This window comes from Streptomyces sp. E-08 (assembly GCF_049913095.1).
In the GTDB taxonomy this organism is placed as follows: domain Bacteria; phylum Actinomycetota; class Actinomycetes; order Streptomycetales; family Streptomycetaceae; genus Streptomyces.
Genome location: NZ_CP183971.1, coordinates 4,654,067 through 4,670,940 on the forward strand (window position 1 = coordinate 4,654,067; position 16,874 = coordinate 4,670,940).

The 16,874-nt window shown below is 71.6% G+C and carries 18 protein-coding genes; 9 read left to right on the forward strand and 9 right to left on the reverse strand.

What is annotated here, in order from left to right:
- Window positions 1-13: 13 nt before the first annotated feature.
- On the reverse strand, window positions 14-538 hold the full coding sequence (locus tag ACN9MM_RS21470) for a hypothetical protein (RefSeq protein ID WP_426365123.1): 525 nt from the start codon (window positions 536-538) through the stop codon (window positions 14-16).
- A gap of 67 nt (window positions 539-605) precedes the next feature.
- Between ACN9MM_RS21470 and ACN9MM_RS21475 the strand changes: the two genes are divergently transcribed.
- Window positions 606-1,073, forward strand: coding sequence for a GNAT family N-acetyltransferase (locus tag ACN9MM_RS21475; RefSeq protein ID WP_426365124.1), 468 nt, complete (start codon window positions 606-608; stop codon window positions 1,071-1,073).
- Between the two features lie 76 nt (window positions 1,074-1,149).
- Here ACN9MM_RS21475 and ACN9MM_RS21480 read toward each other — a convergent pair whose 3' ends face one another.
- Together ACN9MM_RS21480 and phoU are read right to left on the reverse strand one after the other, a co-directional pair.
- A complete protein-coding gene (locus ACN9MM_RS21480; protein ID WP_352021585.1) occupies window positions 1,150-1,302 on the reverse strand; it encodes a hypothetical protein in 153 nt (50 codons plus the stop codon).
- A gap of 91 nt (window positions 1,303-1,393) precedes the next feature.
- Window positions 1,394-2,074, reverse strand: a complete 681-nt coding sequence (gene phoU, locus ACN9MM_RS21485; RefSeq protein ID WP_033203724.1) for a phosphate signaling complex protein PhoU — start codon at window positions 2,072-2,074, stop codon at window positions 1,394-1,396.
- Between the two features lie 264 nt (window positions 2,075-2,338).
- Between phoU and ACN9MM_RS21490 the strand changes: the two genes are divergently transcribed.
- Both ACN9MM_RS21490 and ACN9MM_RS21495 read left to right on the forward strand, forming a co-directional pair.
- Window positions 2,339-3,568 carry a sensor histidine kinase gene (locus tag ACN9MM_RS21490; RefSeq protein ID WP_426365126.1) on the forward strand — a complete coding sequence of 410 codons (1,230 nt, stop codon included), beginning with the start codon at window positions 2,339-2,341 and terminating at the stop codon, window positions 3,566-3,568.
- Window positions 3,565-4,245: a response regulator transcription factor gene (locus ACN9MM_RS21495; protein ID WP_017242433.1), complete on the forward strand. Its 681-nt coding sequence runs from the start codon at window positions 3,565-3,567 to the stop codon at window positions 4,243-4,245. Before ACN9MM_RS21490 ends, ACN9MM_RS21495 begins: the two co-directional genes overlap by 4 nt.
- Before the next feature lie 169 nt (window positions 4,246-4,414).
- Here ACN9MM_RS21495 and ACN9MM_RS21500 read toward each other — a convergent pair whose 3' ends face one another.
- The gene (locus ACN9MM_RS21500; RefSeq protein WP_426365127.1) at window positions 4,415-5,050 is read right to left on the reverse strand and encodes a DUF461 domain-containing protein; all 636 of its coding nucleotides are present in this window, start codon (window positions 5,048-5,050) and stop codon (window positions 4,415-4,417) included.
- Between the two features lie 642 nt (window positions 5,051-5,692).
- On the opposite strand from ACN9MM_RS21500, the gene ACN9MM_RS21505 reads away from it, so the two are divergent.
- The 5 genes from ACN9MM_RS21505 to rlmB all read left to right on the forward strand — a co-directional run bounded on the left by ACN9MM_RS21505 (window position 5,693) and on the right by rlmB (window position 10,251).
- Window positions 5,693-6,175, forward strand: a complete 483-nt coding sequence (locus ACN9MM_RS21505) for a CarD family transcriptional regulator (protein ID WP_003953493.1) — start codon at window positions 5,693-5,695, stop codon at window positions 6,173-6,175.
- Between the two features lie 318 nt (window positions 6,176-6,493).
- Complete coding sequence (ispD, locus tag ACN9MM_RS21510; protein WP_426365128.1) at window positions 6,494-7,243, forward strand: 2-C-methyl-D-erythritol 4-phosphate cytidylyltransferase; 750 nt, start codon at window positions 6,494-6,496, stop codon at window positions 7,241-7,243.
- On the forward strand, window positions 7,233-7,733 hold the full coding sequence (gene ispF, locus ACN9MM_RS21515) for a 2-C-methyl-D-erythritol 2,4-cyclodiphosphate synthase (protein ID WP_329849864.1): 501 nt from the start codon (window positions 7,233-7,235) through the stop codon (window positions 7,731-7,733). Before ispD ends, ispF begins: the two co-directional genes overlap by 11 nt.
- Window positions 7,734-7,814: 81 nt before the next feature.
- On the forward strand, window positions 7,815-9,215 hold the full coding sequence (gene cysS, locus ACN9MM_RS21520; protein ID WP_426365130.1) for a cysteine--tRNA ligase: 1,401 nt from the start codon (window positions 7,815-7,817) through the stop codon (window positions 9,213-9,215).
- 76 nt (window positions 9,216-9,291) lie between these two features.
- A complete protein-coding gene (gene rlmB / locus ACN9MM_RS21525) occupies window positions 9,292-10,251 on the forward strand; it encodes a 23S rRNA (guanosine(2251)-2'-O)-methyltransferase RlmB (RefSeq protein WP_382867844.1) in 960 nt (319 codons plus the stop codon).
- A gap of 69 nt (window positions 10,252-10,320) precedes the next feature.
- On the opposite strand, the gene ACN9MM_RS21530 is transcribed toward rlmB, so the two are convergent.
- Together ACN9MM_RS21530 and ACN9MM_RS21535 are read right to left on the reverse strand one after the other, a co-directional pair.
- Window positions 10,321-10,953 (reverse strand): NUDIX hydrolase, encoded by a 633-nt coding sequence (locus ACN9MM_RS21530; protein WP_426365132.1) that lies wholly within the window; start codon window positions 10,951-10,953, stop codon window positions 10,321-10,323.
- A gap of 15 nt (window positions 10,954-10,968) precedes the next feature.
- On the reverse strand, window positions 10,969-12,537 hold the full coding sequence (locus ACN9MM_RS21535) for a hypothetical protein (RefSeq protein WP_426365133.1): 1,569 nt from the start codon (window positions 12,535-12,537) through the stop codon (window positions 10,969-10,971).
- 177 nt (window positions 12,538-12,714) lie between these two features.
- Here ACN9MM_RS21535 and ACN9MM_RS21540 point away from each other — a divergent pair, with 177 nt between their 5' ends.
- On the forward strand, window positions 12,715-14,265 hold the full coding sequence (locus ACN9MM_RS21540) for a DoxX family membrane protein (protein WP_426365134.1): 1,551 nt from the start codon (window positions 12,715-12,717) through the stop codon (window positions 14,263-14,265).
- Between the two features lie 119 nt (window positions 14,266-14,384).
- On the opposite strand, the gene ACN9MM_RS21545 is transcribed toward ACN9MM_RS21540, so the two are convergent.
- From ACN9MM_RS21545 to ACN9MM_RS21555, 3 genes are all read right to left on the reverse strand, one after another.
- Window positions 14,385-15,101 carry a nucleotidyltransferase family protein gene (locus ACN9MM_RS21545; RefSeq protein ID WP_382873100.1) on the reverse strand — a complete coding sequence of 239 codons (717 nt, stop codon included), beginning with the start codon at window positions 15,099-15,101 and terminating at the stop codon, window positions 14,385-14,387.
- Window positions 15,102-15,138: 37 nt separating this feature from the next.
- Entirely contained in the window at window positions 15,139-15,549 is a 411-nt protein-coding gene (locus ACN9MM_RS21550) for a hypothetical protein (protein ID WP_426365136.1), read from the reverse strand.
- Between the two features lie 218 nt (window positions 15,550-15,767).
- Window positions 15,768-16,865 carry an ABC transporter ATP-binding protein gene (locus ACN9MM_RS21555; protein WP_426365137.1) on the reverse strand — a complete coding sequence of 366 codons (1,098 nt, stop codon included), beginning with the start codon at window positions 16,863-16,865 and terminating at the stop codon, window positions 15,768-15,770.
- Between the last annotated feature and the right edge of the window lie 9 nt (window positions 16,866-16,874).

The following is a 16,874-nucleotide window of genomic DNA, read 5'->3' on the forward strand; positions in this document are numbered from 1 at the left end:
GCCCCAGGACTCCTCACTCCTCGCACGCGTGGGCGCGGAAGTCCGTCACCGTCGTCGTCCGGACCTTGTCGTCGTACGTGTACGCGACCTGGTCCGGCCGCAGCTTCTTCAGGTCCGCGAGGGTGAAGGAGTGGGCGTTCGTCGACCAGGAGTTGTCCTGGGTCGCGCCGTACACCGTGTAGAGCCGACCCGGCTTCAGGGCGTGCGGGGGCGCGTCCGGGGTCAGGCCGCCGCCTCCGGCCGGCCCGGTCAGGGGCCAGGTCGTGTAGTCGGTGACCGCTTCCTTCGCGGTCCAGGAGTCCGTGTACTCCGGCTCCTTCGCGTCCTCGGCGACCTCCGCGGCCGGGTCGGCGGGCGGCGGGTCGGCCGGGTACAGCACCGCGGCGTCGATCCCGTCGTGGCAGACCAGCAGCACGCCCAGCGGCTCCCCCTCCGCGGTCACGGTGACCCCCGCGACGCCCGCGATCGGGACGGTGCATCCCGTGAGGGCGAGGAGACAGAAGGCGGTCGGGAGTACGCGGCGCGGCCAGGTCGTCATGGGCCTCATCCTCGACCGGCCCGGTAAACCTGCGCGGAGATCACGGCGAATCGTTACCGTCCTGCGTATGAGCACGTCACTCCGCCTGGAGAAGATCACCCCCGCCACCGTCGACGCCGCGCTCGCGCTGCGCGTCCACCCCCATCAGGAGCACAACGTCGCCCCCGTCGTGCGTTCCCTCGCCGAGGCGTACGCCTTCGGGGACAACGCCTGGCCGCGGCTGATCTTCGACGGCGACGAGCTCGTCGGATTCCTCATGGCGTTCCTCGACATCCAGTGGAACGTGGAGAAGGACCCCACCGACCACCGCAGCGGCCTCTGGCGCCTCAACATCTCCGCCGACGCACAGGGCAAGGGGTACGGACGCTTCGCCGTCGAGGCCGTACGTGAGGAACTGCGCCGGCGCGGCGAGCAGCGCTTCTACGTGACCTGGGAACCCGGCGAGGACGGCCCCGGCGCCTTCTACGACAAGCTCGGCTTCCGCCCCACCGGCGAGACCAGCGGCGGTCAGACCGTCGGCGTGCTCGACGTCTAGGCGCGGCAGGGAGTGGGGGCGGCAGGGGGGTGGGGGCGCGGCCCGCGTCCCCACCCCCCGCTCACTCACGCACCGCTCAGCCCGAGCAGCCCCCGCACTGGCACGGGGCGCCCGACTGGCAGCCGCAGCCGCAGCCCGAGCCGCAGCCGCAGGCGCCGAGCACGGGCAGGAACACCGCCTCGCGCGGCGCCTCCGCCCCGGATTCCGTCGTCATGGGGGATTCGGCCATGGGGGTCCCTCCCTTTCGAGGCGAGCTTCGCCTCCCCCCATTGCATGCCCACTCGGACCGGCGCATCAACGGCGCATCGGCGCCCGTGCGCCTACGCGCCCTCCACCGGCGCGTCCGCGGCCTGCAGCTCGTCCGCGTGCTCACCCGTCACCAGGTACACGACGCGCTTCGCCACCGACACCGCGTGGTCCGCGAACCGCTCGTAGTACCGGCCGAGCAGCGTCACGTCGACGGCCGTCTCGATGCCGTGCTTCCAGCGGTCGTCCATCAGGTGCTGGAAGAGCGTCCGGTGCAGCAGGTCCATCTCGTCGTCGTCCTGCTCCAGCTGGAGCGCCAGGTCGACGTCCTTCGTGATGATGACCTCCGCCGCCTTCGCCATCAGGCGCTGCGCCAGCTGGCCCATCTCCAGGATGGTCGCGTGCAGGTCCCGCGGGACCGCCGTGTCCGGGAACCGCAGCCGCGCCAGCTTCGCCACGTGCTGCGCCAGGTCGCCGGAGCGCTCCAGGTCGGCGCTCATCCGCAGCGAGGTCACCACGATCCGCAGGTCCGTCGCCACCGGCTGCTGGCGGGCGAGCAGCGCTATCGCCCGCGCCTCCAGGTCGTGCTGGAGGTCGTCGACCTTCTGGTCCGCCGCGATCACGCTCTCCGCGAGCTTGAGATCCGCGTCGAGCATCGCCGTCGTGGCGCGCCCGATCGCCGACCCGACCAGCCGGGCCATCTCGACCAGGCTCTCGCCGATCGAGTCCAGTTCCTCGTGGTACGCGTCCCGCATGGTGTCCCTCTCTACGCAAAGCTCCGGGGTCCGGGTGGGGCTTCGGACCCCCACGCTCCCACGTTCGGCCCCCTGTGCGTCCGGTTCCACCCCCTGATGTGAACCGGCACTTTCCCCCAGGTGAACTCTGGGCGACACGCGCCACCCGGGCCGCCAGGGCAAATGAACCACCCACGTCTCCAGGGTGAACTCTGGGCGACGACTGTTCGAGGAGCCACTCGGACGGCTGGGAGAGTGTCCGTGACCCCGCATAACCTTGGAGCCATGGACGTGAACGCGGCGGTCGCCGCATTGGCAGCGATCGCCGGAGTGTGCACCGGCGTGATCGCCATGCTGGCGTTCCGCTGGAGCGAACGCGACCAGGCGCGACCCACCCGTACCTCTCTGCACACCGACGCCGTGCTCCCGCCCGGCGTCGACACCGTGCTGTCCGTGCTGCGCTCCTCCGCGGTCGTTCTCGACGAGAGCGACTCCGTGGTGAAGGCCAGCTCGGCGGCGTACGCGCTCGGCCTGGTCCGCGGCGGCAAACTGGCCGTCGAACCCATGCTCAACATGGCCCGCGACACCCGTCGCGACGGGGAGATACGGCAGGTCGAGCTGGACCTGGCCCGGCGCGGCACCGGACGCGGCGAGGCCCTCGCCGTCTCCGCCCGGGTCGCCCCGCTGGGCTCGCGGCTCGTGCTGCTCCTGGTAGAGGACCTCACCGAGGCCCGCCGTATCGAAGCGGTACGGCGCGACTTCGTCGCCAACGTGAGCCATGAGCTCAAGACCCCGACGGGCGCGCTCTCCCTGCTCTCCGAGGCGGTCATGGACGCCTCGGACGACCCCGAGGCGGTCACCCGCTTCGCCGGCCGGATGCAGATCGAGGCGACCCGCCTCACCAACCTCGTACAGGAGCTCATCGACCTCTCCCGCGTCCAGAACGACGACCCGCTGGAGGACTCCGAGCCGGTGTCCGTGGACGAGCTCGTCGCCGAGGCGATCGACCGCTCCCGGCAGCCCGCCTCCACCAAGCAGATCACCATGGTCTCCGGCGGCGCCGCCGACCTCTACGTATGGGGCAGCAGGGGCCAGCTCGCGGCGGCCCTCGGCAACCTCGTCGAGAACGCCGTCAACTACTCACCGGCCCGTACGCGGGTGGGCATCGCCGCCCGCCACATCGCCGCGCCCGGCGGGGACCTGATCGAGATAGCCGTGACCGACCAGGGCATCGGCATCTCGGAGAAGGACCGCGAGCGGATCTTCGAGCGCTTCTACCGGGTCGACCCGGCCCGCTCCCGTGCCACCGGCGGTACGGGTCTCGGCCTGGCCATCGTCAAGCACGTGGCCGCCTCGCACGGTGGCGAGGTCACCGTCTGGAGCACCGAGGGCCAGGGCTCCACCTTCACCCTGCGGCTGCCCGAGGCGGGCACCGTACGGGACCGCCGGCCCGCCTCTTCCCCCACCCCAGAACTCATGCCCGAACCGCTTCCCGCCCCGGAGGTCCTTCCGTGACCCGAGTGCTCGTCGTCGAGGATGAGGAATCCTTCAGCGACGCCCTGTCGTACATGCTCCGCAAGGAGGGCTTCGAGGTCGCCGTCGCGGCGACCGGGCCCGACGGCCTCGACGAGTTCGAGCGCAACGGAGCCGACCTCGTCCTCCTCGACCTGATGCTTCCGGGTCTGCCCGGTACCGAGGTGTGCCGCCAGCTGCGCGGCCGCTCGAACGTCCCGGTGATCATGGTGACCGCCAAGGACAGCGAGATCGACAAGGTCGTCGGCCTGGAGATAGGAGCCGACGACTACGTGACCAAGCCCTTCTCCTCGCGGGAGCTGGTCGCCCGCATCCGCGCGGTGCTGCGGCGCCGCGGCGAGCCGGAGGAGGTCACCCCGGCGGCCCTGGAGGCCGGCCCGGTCCGCATGGACGTCGACCGCCACGTGGTGACGGTCTCGGGCGGCAAGGTCGACCTGCCGCTGAAGGAGTTCGACCTCCTGGAGATGCTGCTGCGCAACGCGGGCCGCGTGCTGACCCGCATGCAGCTCATCGACCGGGTCTGGGGCGCGGACTACGTCGGCGACACCAAGACCCTCGACGTCCACGTCAAGCGCCTCCGCGCGAAGATCGAACCCGACCCGGGCGCGCCGCGCTACCTGGTGACGGTCCGGGGCCTGGGCTACAAGTTCGAGCCGTAGACCCGAGCTCCGCCTGCCGGGCCGGACGGAGTCCGGCGCAGCGCCCCGATGCCCGCGCGGCGGTGCGAGGGCGCGGGCGGAGGGGCCGAGCCCGAGCCGTGGAACCGACAGAACGCCGAAGGGGCGCCCCCCAGCTGGGGGGGCGCCCCTTCGGCGTATGGCTTCGGCGTCAGTGGCCGGCCGTCGTCGGTTCGCCCGAGGCCGGGGTCTCCGTGCCGTGCCCGGCGCCGTGCTCGGCCTCGCCCGAGGGCGACGCGGTGGCGCTCGGGGCGGCCGCCGGGGGGGCCGGGACGACGGTCGGGCCGTAGTCCTTGAAGTAGCTCTTCGCCGGGACGACGAAGGCGTTCAGGGCGACGTCGCCGGTCCTGCTCAGCTTGAAGACGACCTTCTGCGCGTCGCCGTCGCGGGCGGACGCGGCGCCGTTCTCGATCACGGCGGAGGCGTTGCCCGCGCCGCCGATGACGACGGAGCCGTGGGCGGGGACGATGATCGGACCCGCGCCGCCGGCCGCCTGGAGCTTCACGAGGGAGGCGGTGCCGGGCAGGCGGATCGCGTCGATGGTCTGCGGCAGGCTGCCGTTGTTGAAGACGGTGGCCGAGACGGCGGCCGGGCCCTTGACGCCGGGCTCGGGCTGCGTGATGACCAGCGCGTTCTGGATCTTGACGTCGTCCACGGTGACGGCGGCGTTGTCCGGCCGGATCTCGAGCGTCTGTGCGTCGTTGCCGGCGCCACAGGCGGAGAGCGCGGCGACGGAGAACACGATGGCGGTGGCGGCGAGGGCGCCGCGTCGAAGGCTGCGGCTCACGGCGGCGGCATCTCCTAGGACGTACGGACGGGCGTGGGAACTAAGGGACAGCTAAAGGTGTGTCAGCGCGCTTAGGTTACCGAGCCTCACTCCGCGTCCCGCACCCGACCCGCCCCTAAGCGGTCACGGCCGTCCCCCGGTCCGCCCAGGGAGTGCCGGGGGACGGCCCTCCCGTCGCCTGCCTCGCGGGCGCCCCGTGTGGCCGGATCACGACCCATTGACCTGCTGTTCACATAACCGCCTTGATCAATTCGGAGGCGCCGCCGCATTCCACGGAGCCGTCCCCGCGGAAAATCCCGCACCGATGTCGGTTGATGTCCACTGATCAATTTCGGGAATCACCCCGACATGCGTCCGTACGAGTGGCCGATCCTCGAACGGAGTAGGTGAAGAAGGCCGCTCCGAACCAGACAAAACGGGACATCGACCCTCTCTGGAGGGGCTCCTGGTACGTGTAACGTGCGCGTTTCTCTCCGTCCACGCAGCCGCTCCGACCTGCGAATACCGCCCTCCGGAAGCCCTCCGCAGCACGTCCGTGTCACCGTTGTCAAGCCCCGAGATATGCCCTGACCTGCGAAAACGCCATTCAGAAGAAGCCGAATCCGTGTTACCCTGGATAGCCACGGAAGGGGTACCTGTCACATGACGTTCAAGGTTGGCGACACCGTGGTCTATCCCCATCACGGGGCCGCGCTGATCGAGGCCATCGAAACTCGCCAGATCAAAGGCGTGGACAAGACCTACTTGGTGCTCAAGGTCGCGCAGGGCGACCTGACGGTTCGTGTGCCGGCGGACAATGCGGAGTTCGTCGGTGTTCGCGACGTGGTCGGTCAGGACGGGCTGGACCGGGTCTTCGAGGTGCTGCGTGCGCCGTACGCCGAAGAGCCGACGAACTGGTCCCGGCGCTACAAGGCAAATCTCGAGAAGCTCGCCTCCGGCGATGTCATCAAGGTCGCCGAAGTGGTGCGCGACCTGTGGCGTCGTGAGCGCGAGCGCGGACTTTCCGCAGGTGAGAAGCGCATGCTCGCCAAGGCTCGTCAGATCCTGGTGAGTGAGCTGGCCCTCGCGGAGAACACGAACGAGGACAAGGCCGAGGCCCTCCTCGACGAGGTCCTCGCGTCCTGAGCCGCGTTGCCCAAGTGAAGCAGTGAAGCGATGCCGCGGTGCCCGCTGGCGTGCTGTGATCCACACAGTGCTGTCGTCGGGCGCTGCGGCATGTTCGCGTATGTTTGCGGAGCGTACGCACGCGGTCGCACCGGAATACACCGCACCGCAGCGCTGAAGTAACCCGCACCCCCTGAACTTCTCTTCACCCGAACCCCTGTGCCCACGCGGCCACGCCTCGACCGTCGTCACGGAAAGGGCCCGGTCAAGGCGGTGCGTCCGGCACGGTGAGGCCATACCCATGTCGGCCGCGGAAACAAACCTGCCGGAGTGCAACCGATGTCAGACGAAGTGCGTCCCAGTCGTACCGCCGTGGTGATCCCGGCCGCCGGACGGGGCGTACGCCTCGGTCCGGGCGCCCCCAAGGCGCTCCGCGCGCTGAACGGCACCCCCATGCTGATCCACGCCGTCCGCGCCATGGCCGCCTCGCGCGCGGTCTCGCTCGTCGTGGTGGTCGCCCCGTCGGACGGCGCGGCCGAGGTCAAGAACCTCCTCGACGCCCACGCCCTGCCCGAGCGGACCGACTACCTCGTCGTCCCCGGCGGCGACACCCGCCAGGAGTCCGTCCACCTCGGTCTCAAGGCGCTCCCCGAGGGCATCACCACCGTCCTCGTCCACGACGCGGCCCGCCCCCTGGTGCCCGTCGACACCGTGGACGCCGTCATCGAGGCCGTACGGGACGGGGCCGTCGCCGTCGTCCCCGCGCTGCCCGTCGCCGACACCGTCAAGGAGGTCGAGCCGGCCGAGAAGCCCGGCGACCCCGAGCAGGTCGTCGCCACCCCGGTCCGCGCCCGCCTCCGCGCCGTCCAGACCCCGCAGGGCTTCGACCACGACACCCTGGTCAACGCCCACGCCACCATCGCCCTCACCGGTGACGGCGCCACCGACGACGCCAGCATGGTCGAGCGGCTCGGCGCGCCCGTCGTCGTCGTGCCCGGCCACGAGGAGGCCTTCAAGGTGACCCGACCTCTCGACCTCGTCCTCGCCGAGGCCGTACTCGCCCGCAGGAGGGCCAACGATGGCTTCTGACCGACCCGTCCTTCCCCGTACCGGCATCGGCACCGACGTGCACGCCTTCGAGAAGGGCCGCGAACTCTGGTGCGCCGGCCTCCTCTGGGAGGGTGAGGAGTACGGCCTCGCGGGGCACTCCGACGGTGACGTCGCCGCCCACGCCGCCTGCGACGCGCTCTTCTCCGCCGCCGGGATCGGCGACCTCGGCGCCCACTTCGGCACCTCGCGCCCCGAGTGGTCCGGCGCGTCCGGCGTCACCCTGCTCGCCGAGGCCGCCCGGATCGTGCGCGCCGAGGGGTACGAGATCGGCAACATCGCGGTCCAGGTCGTCGGCGTGCGCCCGAAGGTCGGCAAGCGGCGCGACGAGGCGCAGAAGGCGCTCAGCGAGGCGGCGGGCGCCCCCGTCTCCGTCTCCGGCACCACCACGGACGGACTCGGCCTCACCGGCCGCGCCGAGGGGCTCGCGGCCCTCGCGACCGCCCTCGTGTACCCCGTCGGCACCCCGTAGTGCGCCGGGCGCGGTGAAAAACGTCATCGGTGACCCCGATCAGGTCGCGGGGCACTACCACACGCCCACTACCCTGGAGTGGTGACTATTCGCCTGTACGACACCAGCGCCCGGCAGATCCGTGACTTCACCCCGCTCACGCCGGGCTGCGTCTCGATCTACCTGTGTGGTGCCACCGTGCAGGCGGCCCCGCACATCGGTCACATCCGGTCGGGGCTGAACTTCGACATCATGCGCCGCTGGTTCGCGTACCGAGGCTACGACGTCACGTTCATCCGCAACGTCACCGACATCGACGACAAGATCATCAGGAAGGGCGCCGAGCAGGGGCGCCCCTGGTGGTCCATCGGCTACGAGAACGAGCGCGCGTTCAACGCCGGTTACGAGGCGCTCGGCTGCCTCCCGCCGTCGTACGAGCCCCGCGCCACCGGTCACGTCCCCGAGATGATCGAGATGATGCGGGGTCTGATCGAGCGCGGGCACGCCTACGAGGCGGACGGCAGCGTCTACTTCGACGTGCGCTCCTTCCCGGGGTACCTGGAGCTGTCCAACCAGGACATCGACGACCTCCGCCAGCCCACCGAGGAGGGCATCACCGGCAAGCGCGACCCGCGCGACTTCGCCATGTGGAAGGCGACCAAGCCGGGCGAGCCCGACTGGGAGACCCCGTGGGGCCGCGGCCGTCCCGGCTGGCACCTGGAGTGCTCGGCGATGGCCCACAAGTACCTGGGCTCCGCCTTCGACATCCACGGCGGCGGCCTCGACCTGATCTTCCCGCACCACGAGAACGAGATCGCCCAGGCCAAGGCCTTCGGCGACGAGTTCGCCCGTTACTGGGTGCACAACGCCTGGGTCACCATGAGCGGCGAGAAGATGTCGAAGTCGCTGGGCAACAGCGTCCTCGTCTCCGAGATGGTGAAGAACTGGCGCCCCATCGTCCTCCGCTACTACCTGGGCACCCCGCACTACCGCTCGATGATCGAGTACAGCGAGGAGTCCCTGCGCGAGGCCGAGTCGGCGTTCGCCCGCATCGAGGGCTTCGTCCAGCGCGCCACCGAGAAGGCCGGGACGACCGTCGCCCCCGCCGCCGAGGTGCCGCCGGCCTTCGCCGAGGCCATGGACGACGACCTGGGCGTGCCGCACGCGCTCGCGATCATCCACACCACCGTCCGCCAGGGCAACAGCGCCCTCGCCGCGGACGACAAGGACGAGGCCATCGCCCGCCTCGCCGAGGTCCGTGCCATGCTCGGCGTCCTCGGCCTCGACCCGCTCGACCCGCACTGGGCCGAGGAGACCGGTGGCGGCGAGGAGCTCCACGGCGTCGTCGACACCCTCGTACGGCTCGTGCTCCAGCAGCGCGAGTCGGCGCGCGAGCGCAAGGACTGGGCGACCGCGGACGCGATCCGCGACCAGCTGAGCCAGTCCGGTCTCGCCATCGAGGACAGCCCCGACGGCCCCCGCTGGACGCTGGGCAACCGTTAGAAGACGTGCCGCTCGGGACTCCGGGCGGCACACTTCAGTTACAGACTTTGTACGTCAGCAGAGGAAACAGGTAGTCATGGCCGGGAACAGCCAGCGCAGGAACCGTCGCACGTCGAACAAGAAGGGTGCGACGGTCGGCAGCGGTGGCCAGCGGCGCAAGGGCCTCGAAGGCAAGGGCCCGACCCCCAAGGCCGAGGACCGCAAGGGCCACAAGGCGTACCGCGTCTCCAACGCGATGGCCCGGCAGGCGGCCAAGCGCCGTCCCGCGCCCCGCCGCGGCGGCCCCAAGGGCGCCAGCGAGATGGTCGTCGGCCGCAACCCGGTCTTCGAGGCGCTGCGCGACGGCGTGCCCGCCACCACGCTGTACGTGCAGCAGTTCATCGACAACGACGAGCGCGTGCGCGAGGCCCTCCAGCTCGCCGGCGCGCGCGGCAACATCAACCTGATGGAAGCCCCGCGCCCCGAGCTCGACCGCATGACCAACGGGCTGAACCACCAGGGCCTGGTCCTCCAGGTCCCGCCGTACGAGTACGCGCACCCCGAGGACCTCACCGCCGCCGCCTACGACGACGGCGAGGACCCGCTGATCGTCGCCCTCGACGGCGTCACCGACCCGCGCAACCTCGGCGCGATCGTCCGCTCCGTCTCCGCCTTCGCGGGCCACGGCGTGGTCATCCCCGAGCGCCGCGCCGCCGGCATGACCGCCGGTGCCTGGAAGACCTCCGCCGGCACCGCCGCGCGCACCCCGGTCGCCCGCGTCACCAACCTGACCCGCGCGCTGCAGGAGTACAAGAAGGCCGGCATCGCGGTCGTCGGCCTCGCCGCCGAGGGCACGCACGAGGTGCAGGACCTGGAGGCGCTCGGCGGCCCGGTCGTCATCGTCGTCGGCTCGGAGGGCAAGGGCCTGTCGCGCCTCGTCGGCGAGACCTGCGACTACCTCGTCCGCATCCCGATGCCGGGCGGCGCCGAGTCGCTCAACGCCGGTGTCGCCGCGGGCGTCGTGCTCTACGAGGCGGCCCGCCGCCGCCGGGGCTGAGCCCGTACGGACAAGGGCCGGGCCCGGCCCTGAACGGCCGGGTCCGTCCCGTCGTCGCCGCTGCCCGCCTCAGGCCGTCAGGCCCGCCAGGCGGGCGCGGGTCAGCACGGCGATGGTGAAGCCGTCCGTGATCCGCCCGTCGGCGATCATGGCCTCGGCCTCCGCGAACGGCACCGTCAGGGAGCCGCGGATGCCCTCGCCCGCCTCCAGGCGCCCCACCGCGTCGATCCGGGCGGCGAACAGCAGCACCCGGTCGCCGGTCGCCCCCGAATCCGGATGTACCGCACCGAGCGGGACGAGCTCCCGCACCGGCGCGCCGATCTCCTCCCGGAGCTCCTTCGCCGCGTTCTCCGCGTCCGAGAGCCCCGCCGTGCCGAAACCGCGGGGCACCTCCCAGTGCCAGGACCGGGTCGCGTGCCGGAAGTGCTCGATCAGCACGACCCGGTCGCCCAGGAGCGGCAGCACCGCACACCCCTGCGCGGCCGTCGCGCTCACCGAGCGGATGTACGCACCGGTACGGCCGCCGGGGAAGCGCACCGCGTCCCGTACGAGGAGCACGTACGGGTCCTGGTACACCACCCCGCCGGCGGCCTCGACGGCGTCCGGGTCGGTCAGGATCTCGATCCCGCCCGGCTCGTTGCGGAACAGCTCCGGCCGCTCGGCGCGCAGCAGCTCGTACCGTCGTACCGGTTCGCCGCTCATGGGTTCTCGCTCCTCCTAGTCGTCCCGGGCCTGCTGGTCGGCCTGGATGCCGTGCGGCGACCCCGTGCTCTCGACGAACTCGACGCCGGACGCGGCCTGGATGGTCGCCCAGTCCTTCTTCAGGTTGCCCAGCCGCAGCGTCGGCAATGTCAGCGAGTGTCCGAGACCGGCCCGGCGGGTCCGGGCGGCCTTGTCCCAGAACTCCAGACGGACGCTCAGCGCCCCGCCCACCGCCGTCAGCATCCCGATGGCGCCCTGCACCACGGTCACCGGCTCACCGCTCGCGATCTGGACCGCGACCCCGCCCGACTCCAGCACGAGGACCGTCGAGATCTCCCGGGTGAGTCCTTCGCGCGAGCGTCCGGCCCGGCGCGCCGTCCGCAGCATCCGGGCGTGGTCCCGGGCGATCGTGGCCGTCCGGTCCGTGAACTCGTCCCCGTCAGGGATGCGTCCGCCCCGGAAGCTGTCGTGCAGGAAGGTGTCCAGGGAGGAGATGTACGTCCGCCACTCGCCGGTCTCGCGCAGGGCGACGACGTCGGCGAGCGAGAGGCCGGCGTACGAGTTGGGGCCGTCGACCGACCGGTGCAGGGAGTCGGCGACCAGGTTCCGGATCAGCAGGCCGACGGCCTCCGGGTCCTGGGCCCGCGCCCGCGGCGAGACGTCCTCCTGGAGCGCGCGGCGCGGCGGGGACCCGGGCGGTGTCAGGGCGACGAGCCCGCTGGCGTCGGGTATGCCCAGGTTGTACATGAGGTCGATCAGCTGCTTCGCCGGGACGATGTCGGTGCCGTCCCGCAGCAGTTTCAGGTGCGGGTCGGTGCCGGGGCGCGTGAGGAACTCCTTGTAGACCGCGTTCCTGGTGATGGGGAGGGAGGGGTCCTGGTCGGACGCCCAGCGGCCGACGTCCTGGAGGATGCCCGTCTTCATCGACTCGGCCAGTTCGCGCGGGATGGCGAGGTCCATCGCCAGGTCCTCGGGGTTCAGCCACTTCAGTCCCGGCAGCAGCCGGGTGAAGCGCCGGCTGATGCGCTCGGCGCCGGCCCGGTTGGCGTCCTCGTCCCAGTCGAGCCGGACGAACGCCGGGTCGGACTCCTCCGTGACCAGGCGGCGCCAGGCGTGCCCGGCGGCCTGGTCGTGCTCGAAGGCGAAGTCCTCCGTCCCGTCCCGCTCCATGAAGAGGTACGGGACCACGGCCCGGTCGTGCAGGAGGCGGGCGAACGAGGTGCGGTCGTCCGGGTCGGCGTGGGGGCCGAAGTTCCCGTACAGGGCCTCGTTGTTGAGGAAGAACGCGCGGTTGACCACCAGGGTCCCGCTGTTGACGAGGGCGCGGCGCAGTTCGGCCGCGGTGGCGGCGACGGCGCCGGGCGTCCGCCGGGGTGCGTGCGCCTCCTGGCGGCCCTCGGCGAGGTCCGCCGGCAGCCACTGGTTGTCGAGTGCCTGGGCGATGACGGGGTAGTGGGTCAGGTCCGAGAAGACGAGCTGGTTCCCCCGGCGGCGGGCCGGTTCCGGTGTCCGCTGGTTCGGAATACGTCCCTCCGTCTCTGGCTGGGTGTCGTCGTCCGGACCGTCCTGGACGGGACTGGCCATGCTGTCGCTCCCCTCGACTCGCATCGCGCGCATCAAGCGCCCCTCAAAGTAAACTGACGAACCGCCAGCGAACAATGGTTCCCCGAGTCGGGCCCGCCCCAACGGCGTTGATCTTGACGGGTCTCGGACATTTGGCAACCGTCAAAGCAGTGTCCTAACCGCGCGTCACTCGGTTAGATGAGTGTGGACACCAGAACGCCCCGGCCGGGGTTCGACGATCAGCCCGCGCTGAGCATGGTCAAGGTGGATTCCGATCCCGCCCAGGTGATCGTGAACCACGCCAGCTTCCGTGTGCGGCTCGCGCCGGCCCCGCAGCCGAAGTTCGCGGCCCGTACCGCCGCCCTGTCCGGAGTGGGCGCGGGCGGCCCGCGCCGTCGGCCCGTCGTGTGGACCGGGAAGTCCACTCCGGGCGCGACCGGCCTCCTCCAGGCCGTGCGCGAGTCCTCCGTCTCCACGCTCGAACCCGTCGGGCACGGCGGCCACGGCGTCGGCGACACCCAGGCCATCCCGCGCATCGACACCACCATGGCCCACCCCGCGGTGCCCGGCGAGGCCGCGGCGCCCCTGCTGCCGCCGATGCGCCGCGCCGAGGGCGCCTACGACGAGCTGTACGACCTCCGGCCGGAGCCCAACGAGCCGTACGGGAACGACGAACCGCACGGCCGCGCCGCGCAGCGCCACGGACAGGACAACGTCCGGCACGCCTACTACCCCGGCCGCCGGATGAACCTCGGGGTCGTCCTCCTCCCGCTCCGCGTCTTCCTCGGCTTCATCTCCATCTACGCGGGCATGGGCAAGCTCTGCGACCCCGTCTACTTCGACGGCGGCGAGCGCGGCTCCATGGTGAAGTGGCTCAACTCCCTGCACCCCTGGGCCCTCGCCGAACCGCTGCGGGACTTCGCCCTCCAGCACCCGGTCGGCGCCGGACTCACCGTCGCCTTCCTCCAGGTCGTCGTCGGCGTCCTCACCGTCCTCGGACTCTGGCAGCGCGTCGCCGCGGTCGTCGGCGGCCTGCTCTCGGCCGCCCTCCTGCTGACCGTCAGCTGGAAGACGGTCCCGGTCTACGACTCCGCCGACATCATCTACCTCGCCGCCTGGTCCCCGCTGATCATCGCCGGCGCCCCCGTCTACTCCCTCGACGGCCGCCTCGCCGGCGAGGCCTGGCGCACCCTCGGCCCCCGCGCCGAACTCTGGGACCTCCGCCGCCGCGTCACCCGCCGCAGCACCCTCCTCGCCGCCGTCGTCGTCGGCCTCACCCTCCTCGTCGGCTCGGTCCTCGGCGGCGCCGTCCGCTCCACCGAGATGGTCACCGTCCCGGGCCCCGACGACGACCCGATCAACCACCTCCCCGGGCAGCCGCTGCCCCAGGAGCCGACCCGCCGCGCCCCCTCGAAGGCCGCCTCCACCGTGCCCGAGCCCGCCGCGACCACCGAGCCGCCCGCGCGGCGCGAGGAGACGCGGGAGGCCGCCCGGCCCACCGAGACGACCCGCGAGTCCACCCGGACCCGGGAGCAGCGGCCGACGTCCACCCAGGGCGCGAGCACGGGCGGCACCAGCAGCCGTACGCCCACGCAGTCGAAGCCGGCGCCCCCGCCGTCCACGAGCGACACCCCGAGCGCCGGCGGCGGCACGTCGGGCGGCGGCTCGACCGGCTCCACCAGCACCCCGTCGGAGAGCGGCTCGACGTCGGGCGGCGCACGGAACCCGATCGGCGGCCTGCTGGGCTGACGGCGGGTACGGGAAAGGGCGGCACCGCTTCTCCGGCGGTGCCGCCCTTTCCCGTACCCGCGGCGGTGCGGCCCTCTCCCGTACCCGCTGCGGTGCCGCCCTTCTCGTGCGCCCGTCCGTCAGGCCTTCTGGGCGGCCAGCTCCTTGGCGGCCTCCGTCAGGTCCTTGGCGGTGTCGATGGCCCTCCAGTACGCGCCCTGGGGCAGCGGGAAGCCCGCCAGGCGCCGCTCGCGCGCGAGGCGGGGGAAGGTGGTCCGCTCGTGGTCGCCGAGGTCGGGGAGGAGCTCCGTGAAGTCCGCGGAGAAGACGTACACGCCCGCGTTGATCAGGAACGGCGAGGGCGGTGCCTCGATGAAGTCGGTGATGTGCCCGAAGTTGTCGGTCTCGACGGCGCCCCACGGGATCCGGGGGCGGGCCAGGGCGAGCGTCGCGAGGGCGTCCCGCTCGGCGTGGAAGGCGGCCATCTCGCGCAGCGAGAAGCGGGTCCAGATGTCGCCGTTGGTGGCGTACCAGGGCTGGTCCGGGGCGGGCAGGTGCGCGGCGGCGTACTTGAGGCCGCCGCCGCGGCCGAGGGGCTCGCTCTCGACGACCGTGGTCACCTTCAGGGGCAGGTTCGCGGTGTCGAGCCACTCCTGGAGCACCTCGGCGAGGTGCCCGCAGGAGACGACGGCGTCGGTCACGCCCTCGGCGGCCAGCCAGGAGAGCTGATGGCCGATGATCGGGGTCCCGGTGCCCGGGATCTCGACCATCGGCTTGGGGCGGTCGTCGGTGTACGGGCGGAGCCGTGAGCCCTGGCCGCCCGCCAGGACCACGGCCTGCGTCGGAGTGGTGTGCATACGGGGAACGATAGGCGCCCGGTATGCGCCGATGCGCTCAGCTCGCGCGCATCACGCCGGTCGCGTACGAGGTGTCACAGACCGGGCGGGAGAAGGACTGGGCGCGGGAGGGGCCGTACTGCTCGACGGCGGCGCGGCCGAGGGCACGGGCGATGGAGAAGCAGTGCTGGGCGAGGGAGGGCCGGTTCTCCACCTCGCGCTGGAGGTGGGTGAGGGCCGTGCCGGGGTCCTTCTCCTGAAGCTCCGCGAGGAGCTGGTCGCGGAGAATATCCTGGGGGGCGCGGGACTTGGCCCGGACGGAGACGTCCGTGGAGGACGCCGTCAGCTGGGTCCCGGAGTCCTGGCCGGCCCACGGAACGGCGGACACCGCGAGCGTTCCCGAGAGCACCAGGACGACGGGCAGGACGAGGGCGAGAGAGCGGCCGATTCGGCGGGCAGTGTGCGTCACGCAGGCGAGCGTAGCGGCCGGTAGTGATATGGCGACATTTAGTCACTCTCGCGAGGGATGGTTCGAGGCGTCTTTTCGAATCCCGTGTTGACGCGGGGGCCCGGGCGGGGCCTCGAATGCCGGGGTTTTCCGGGGTAAGCCCGTTGTGCGCCCGTTTAAACGAACGGCCCCGCATCTGCAAGAGATGCGGGGCCGTACGGATGTGCTCGGGGACGGTCTCAGTCGCTGAGGCGGGCACCCGTGGAGGTCGAGAAGACGTGCAGCTCGTCGGCGCGCGGCACGACGTGCAGCGTGGTGCCCTTGGCGGGCACGTCACGGCCGCCGACGCGGACCACCAGGTCCTTGTCCTCGCCGCCGACGCGGGTGGAGCCGTACACGAAGCCGTCGGAGCCGAGCTCCTCGACGACGTTGACCGTGACGGCCAGGCCGTCCTTCGAGGTAGCGCTCTGCACGTCGAAGTGCTCCGGGCGGACGCCGACCGTGACGGTGGTGTCACCGGCGGCGGAGGCGGCGGCGATGGCGTCGCGGGTCACCGGGACGACGCTCGATCCGAACTTCACGCCGCCGTCGACGATCGGGACCTCGACCAGGTTCATGGCCGGGGAGCCGATGAAGCCGGCGACGAAGAGGTTGGCGGGCTTGTCGTACATGTTGCGCGGCGAGTCGACCTGCTGGAGCAGACCGTCCTTGAGGACGGCGACGCGGTCGCCCATGGTGAGGGCCTCGGTCTGGTCGTGGGTGACGTAGACCGTGGTGATGCCCAGACGGCGCTGGAGGCCCGCGATCTGCGTACGGGTCGAGACGCGGAGCTTGGCGTCGAGGTTCGACAGCGGCTCGTCCATGAGGAAGACCTGCGGCTCACGGACGATGGCGCGGCCCATCGCGACGCGCTGGCGCTGACCGCCGGAGAGCGCCTTCGGCTTGCGGTCCAGGTACTCGGTGAGGTCGAGGATCTTCGCGGCCTCTTCGACCTTGGCGCGGATCTCGGACTTGTTCACGCCGGCGATCTTGAGGGCGAAGCCCATGTTGTCGGCGACGGTCATGTGCGGGTACAGCGCGTAGTTCTGGAACACCATCGCGATGTCCCGGTCCTTCGGCGGCAGGTGCGTGACGTCGCGGTCACCGATGCGGATGGAGCCGGCGTTGACGTCCTCGAGACCCGCGAGCATGCGCAGGGAGGTCGACTTGCCACAGCCGGAGGGGCCGACGAGGACGAGGAACTCGCCGTCCGCGATCTCGATGTCGAGCTGGTCGACGGAGGGCTTGGTGGCACCCGGGTAGACCCGGGTGGCCTTGTCGAACGTGACGGAAGCCATGGTGATGCG

Excerpts from the sequence above, each read along its gene's own strand:
- ACN9MM_RS21470 (WP_426365123.1), bottom strand. The coding sequence starts at position 538 with ATGACGACCTGGCCGCGCCGCGTACTCCCGACCGCCTTCTGTCTCCTC.
- ACN9MM_RS21475 (WP_426365124.1), top strand. The coding sequence starts at position 606 with ATGAGCACGTCACTCCGCCTGGAGAAGATCACCCCCGCCACCGTCGAC.
- ACN9MM_RS21480 (WP_352021585.1), bottom strand. The coding sequence starts at position 1,302 with ATGGCCGAATCCCCCATGACGACGGAATCCGGGGCGGAGGCGCCGCGC.
- phoU (WP_033203724.1), bottom strand. The coding sequence starts at position 2,074 with ATGCGGGACGCGTACCACGAGGAACTGGACTCGATCGGCGAGAGCCTG.
- ACN9MM_RS21490 (WP_426365126.1), top strand. The coding sequence starts at position 2,339 with ATGGACGTGAACGCGGCGGTCGCCGCATTGGCAGCGATCGCCGGAGTG.
- ACN9MM_RS21505 (WP_003953493.1), top strand. The coding sequence starts at position 5,693 with ATGACGTTCAAGGTTGGCGACACCGTGGTCTATCCCCATCACGGGGCC.
- ispD (WP_426365128.1), top strand. The coding sequence starts at position 6,494 with ATGTCAGACGAAGTGCGTCCCAGTCGTACCGCCGTGGTGATCCCGGCC.
- ispF (WP_329849864.1), top strand. The coding sequence starts at position 7,233 with ATGGCTTCTGACCGACCCGTCCTTCCCCGTACCGGCATCGGCACCGAC.
- rlmB (WP_382867844.1), top strand. The coding sequence starts at position 9,292 with ATGGCCGGGAACAGCCAGCGCAGGAACCGTCGCACGTCGAACAAGAAG.
- ACN9MM_RS21530 (WP_426365132.1), bottom strand. The coding sequence starts at position 10,953 with ATGAGCGGCGAACCGGTACGACGGTACGAGCTGCTGCGCGCCGAGCGG.
- ACN9MM_RS21535 (WP_426365133.1), bottom strand. The coding sequence starts at position 12,537 with ATGGCCAGTCCCGTCCAGGACGGTCCGGACGACGACACCCAGCCAGAG.
- ACN9MM_RS21540 (WP_426365134.1), top strand. The coding sequence starts at position 12,715 with ATGAGTGTGGACACCAGAACGCCCCGGCCGGGGTTCGACGATCAGCCC.
- ACN9MM_RS21545 (WP_382873100.1), bottom strand. The coding sequence starts at position 15,101 with ATGCACACCACTCCGACGCAGGCCGTGGTCCTGGCGGGCGGCCAGGGC.
- ACN9MM_RS21555 (WP_426365137.1), bottom strand. The coding sequence starts at position 16,865 with ATGGCTTCCGTCACGTTCGACAAGGCCACCCGGGTCTACCCGGGTGCC.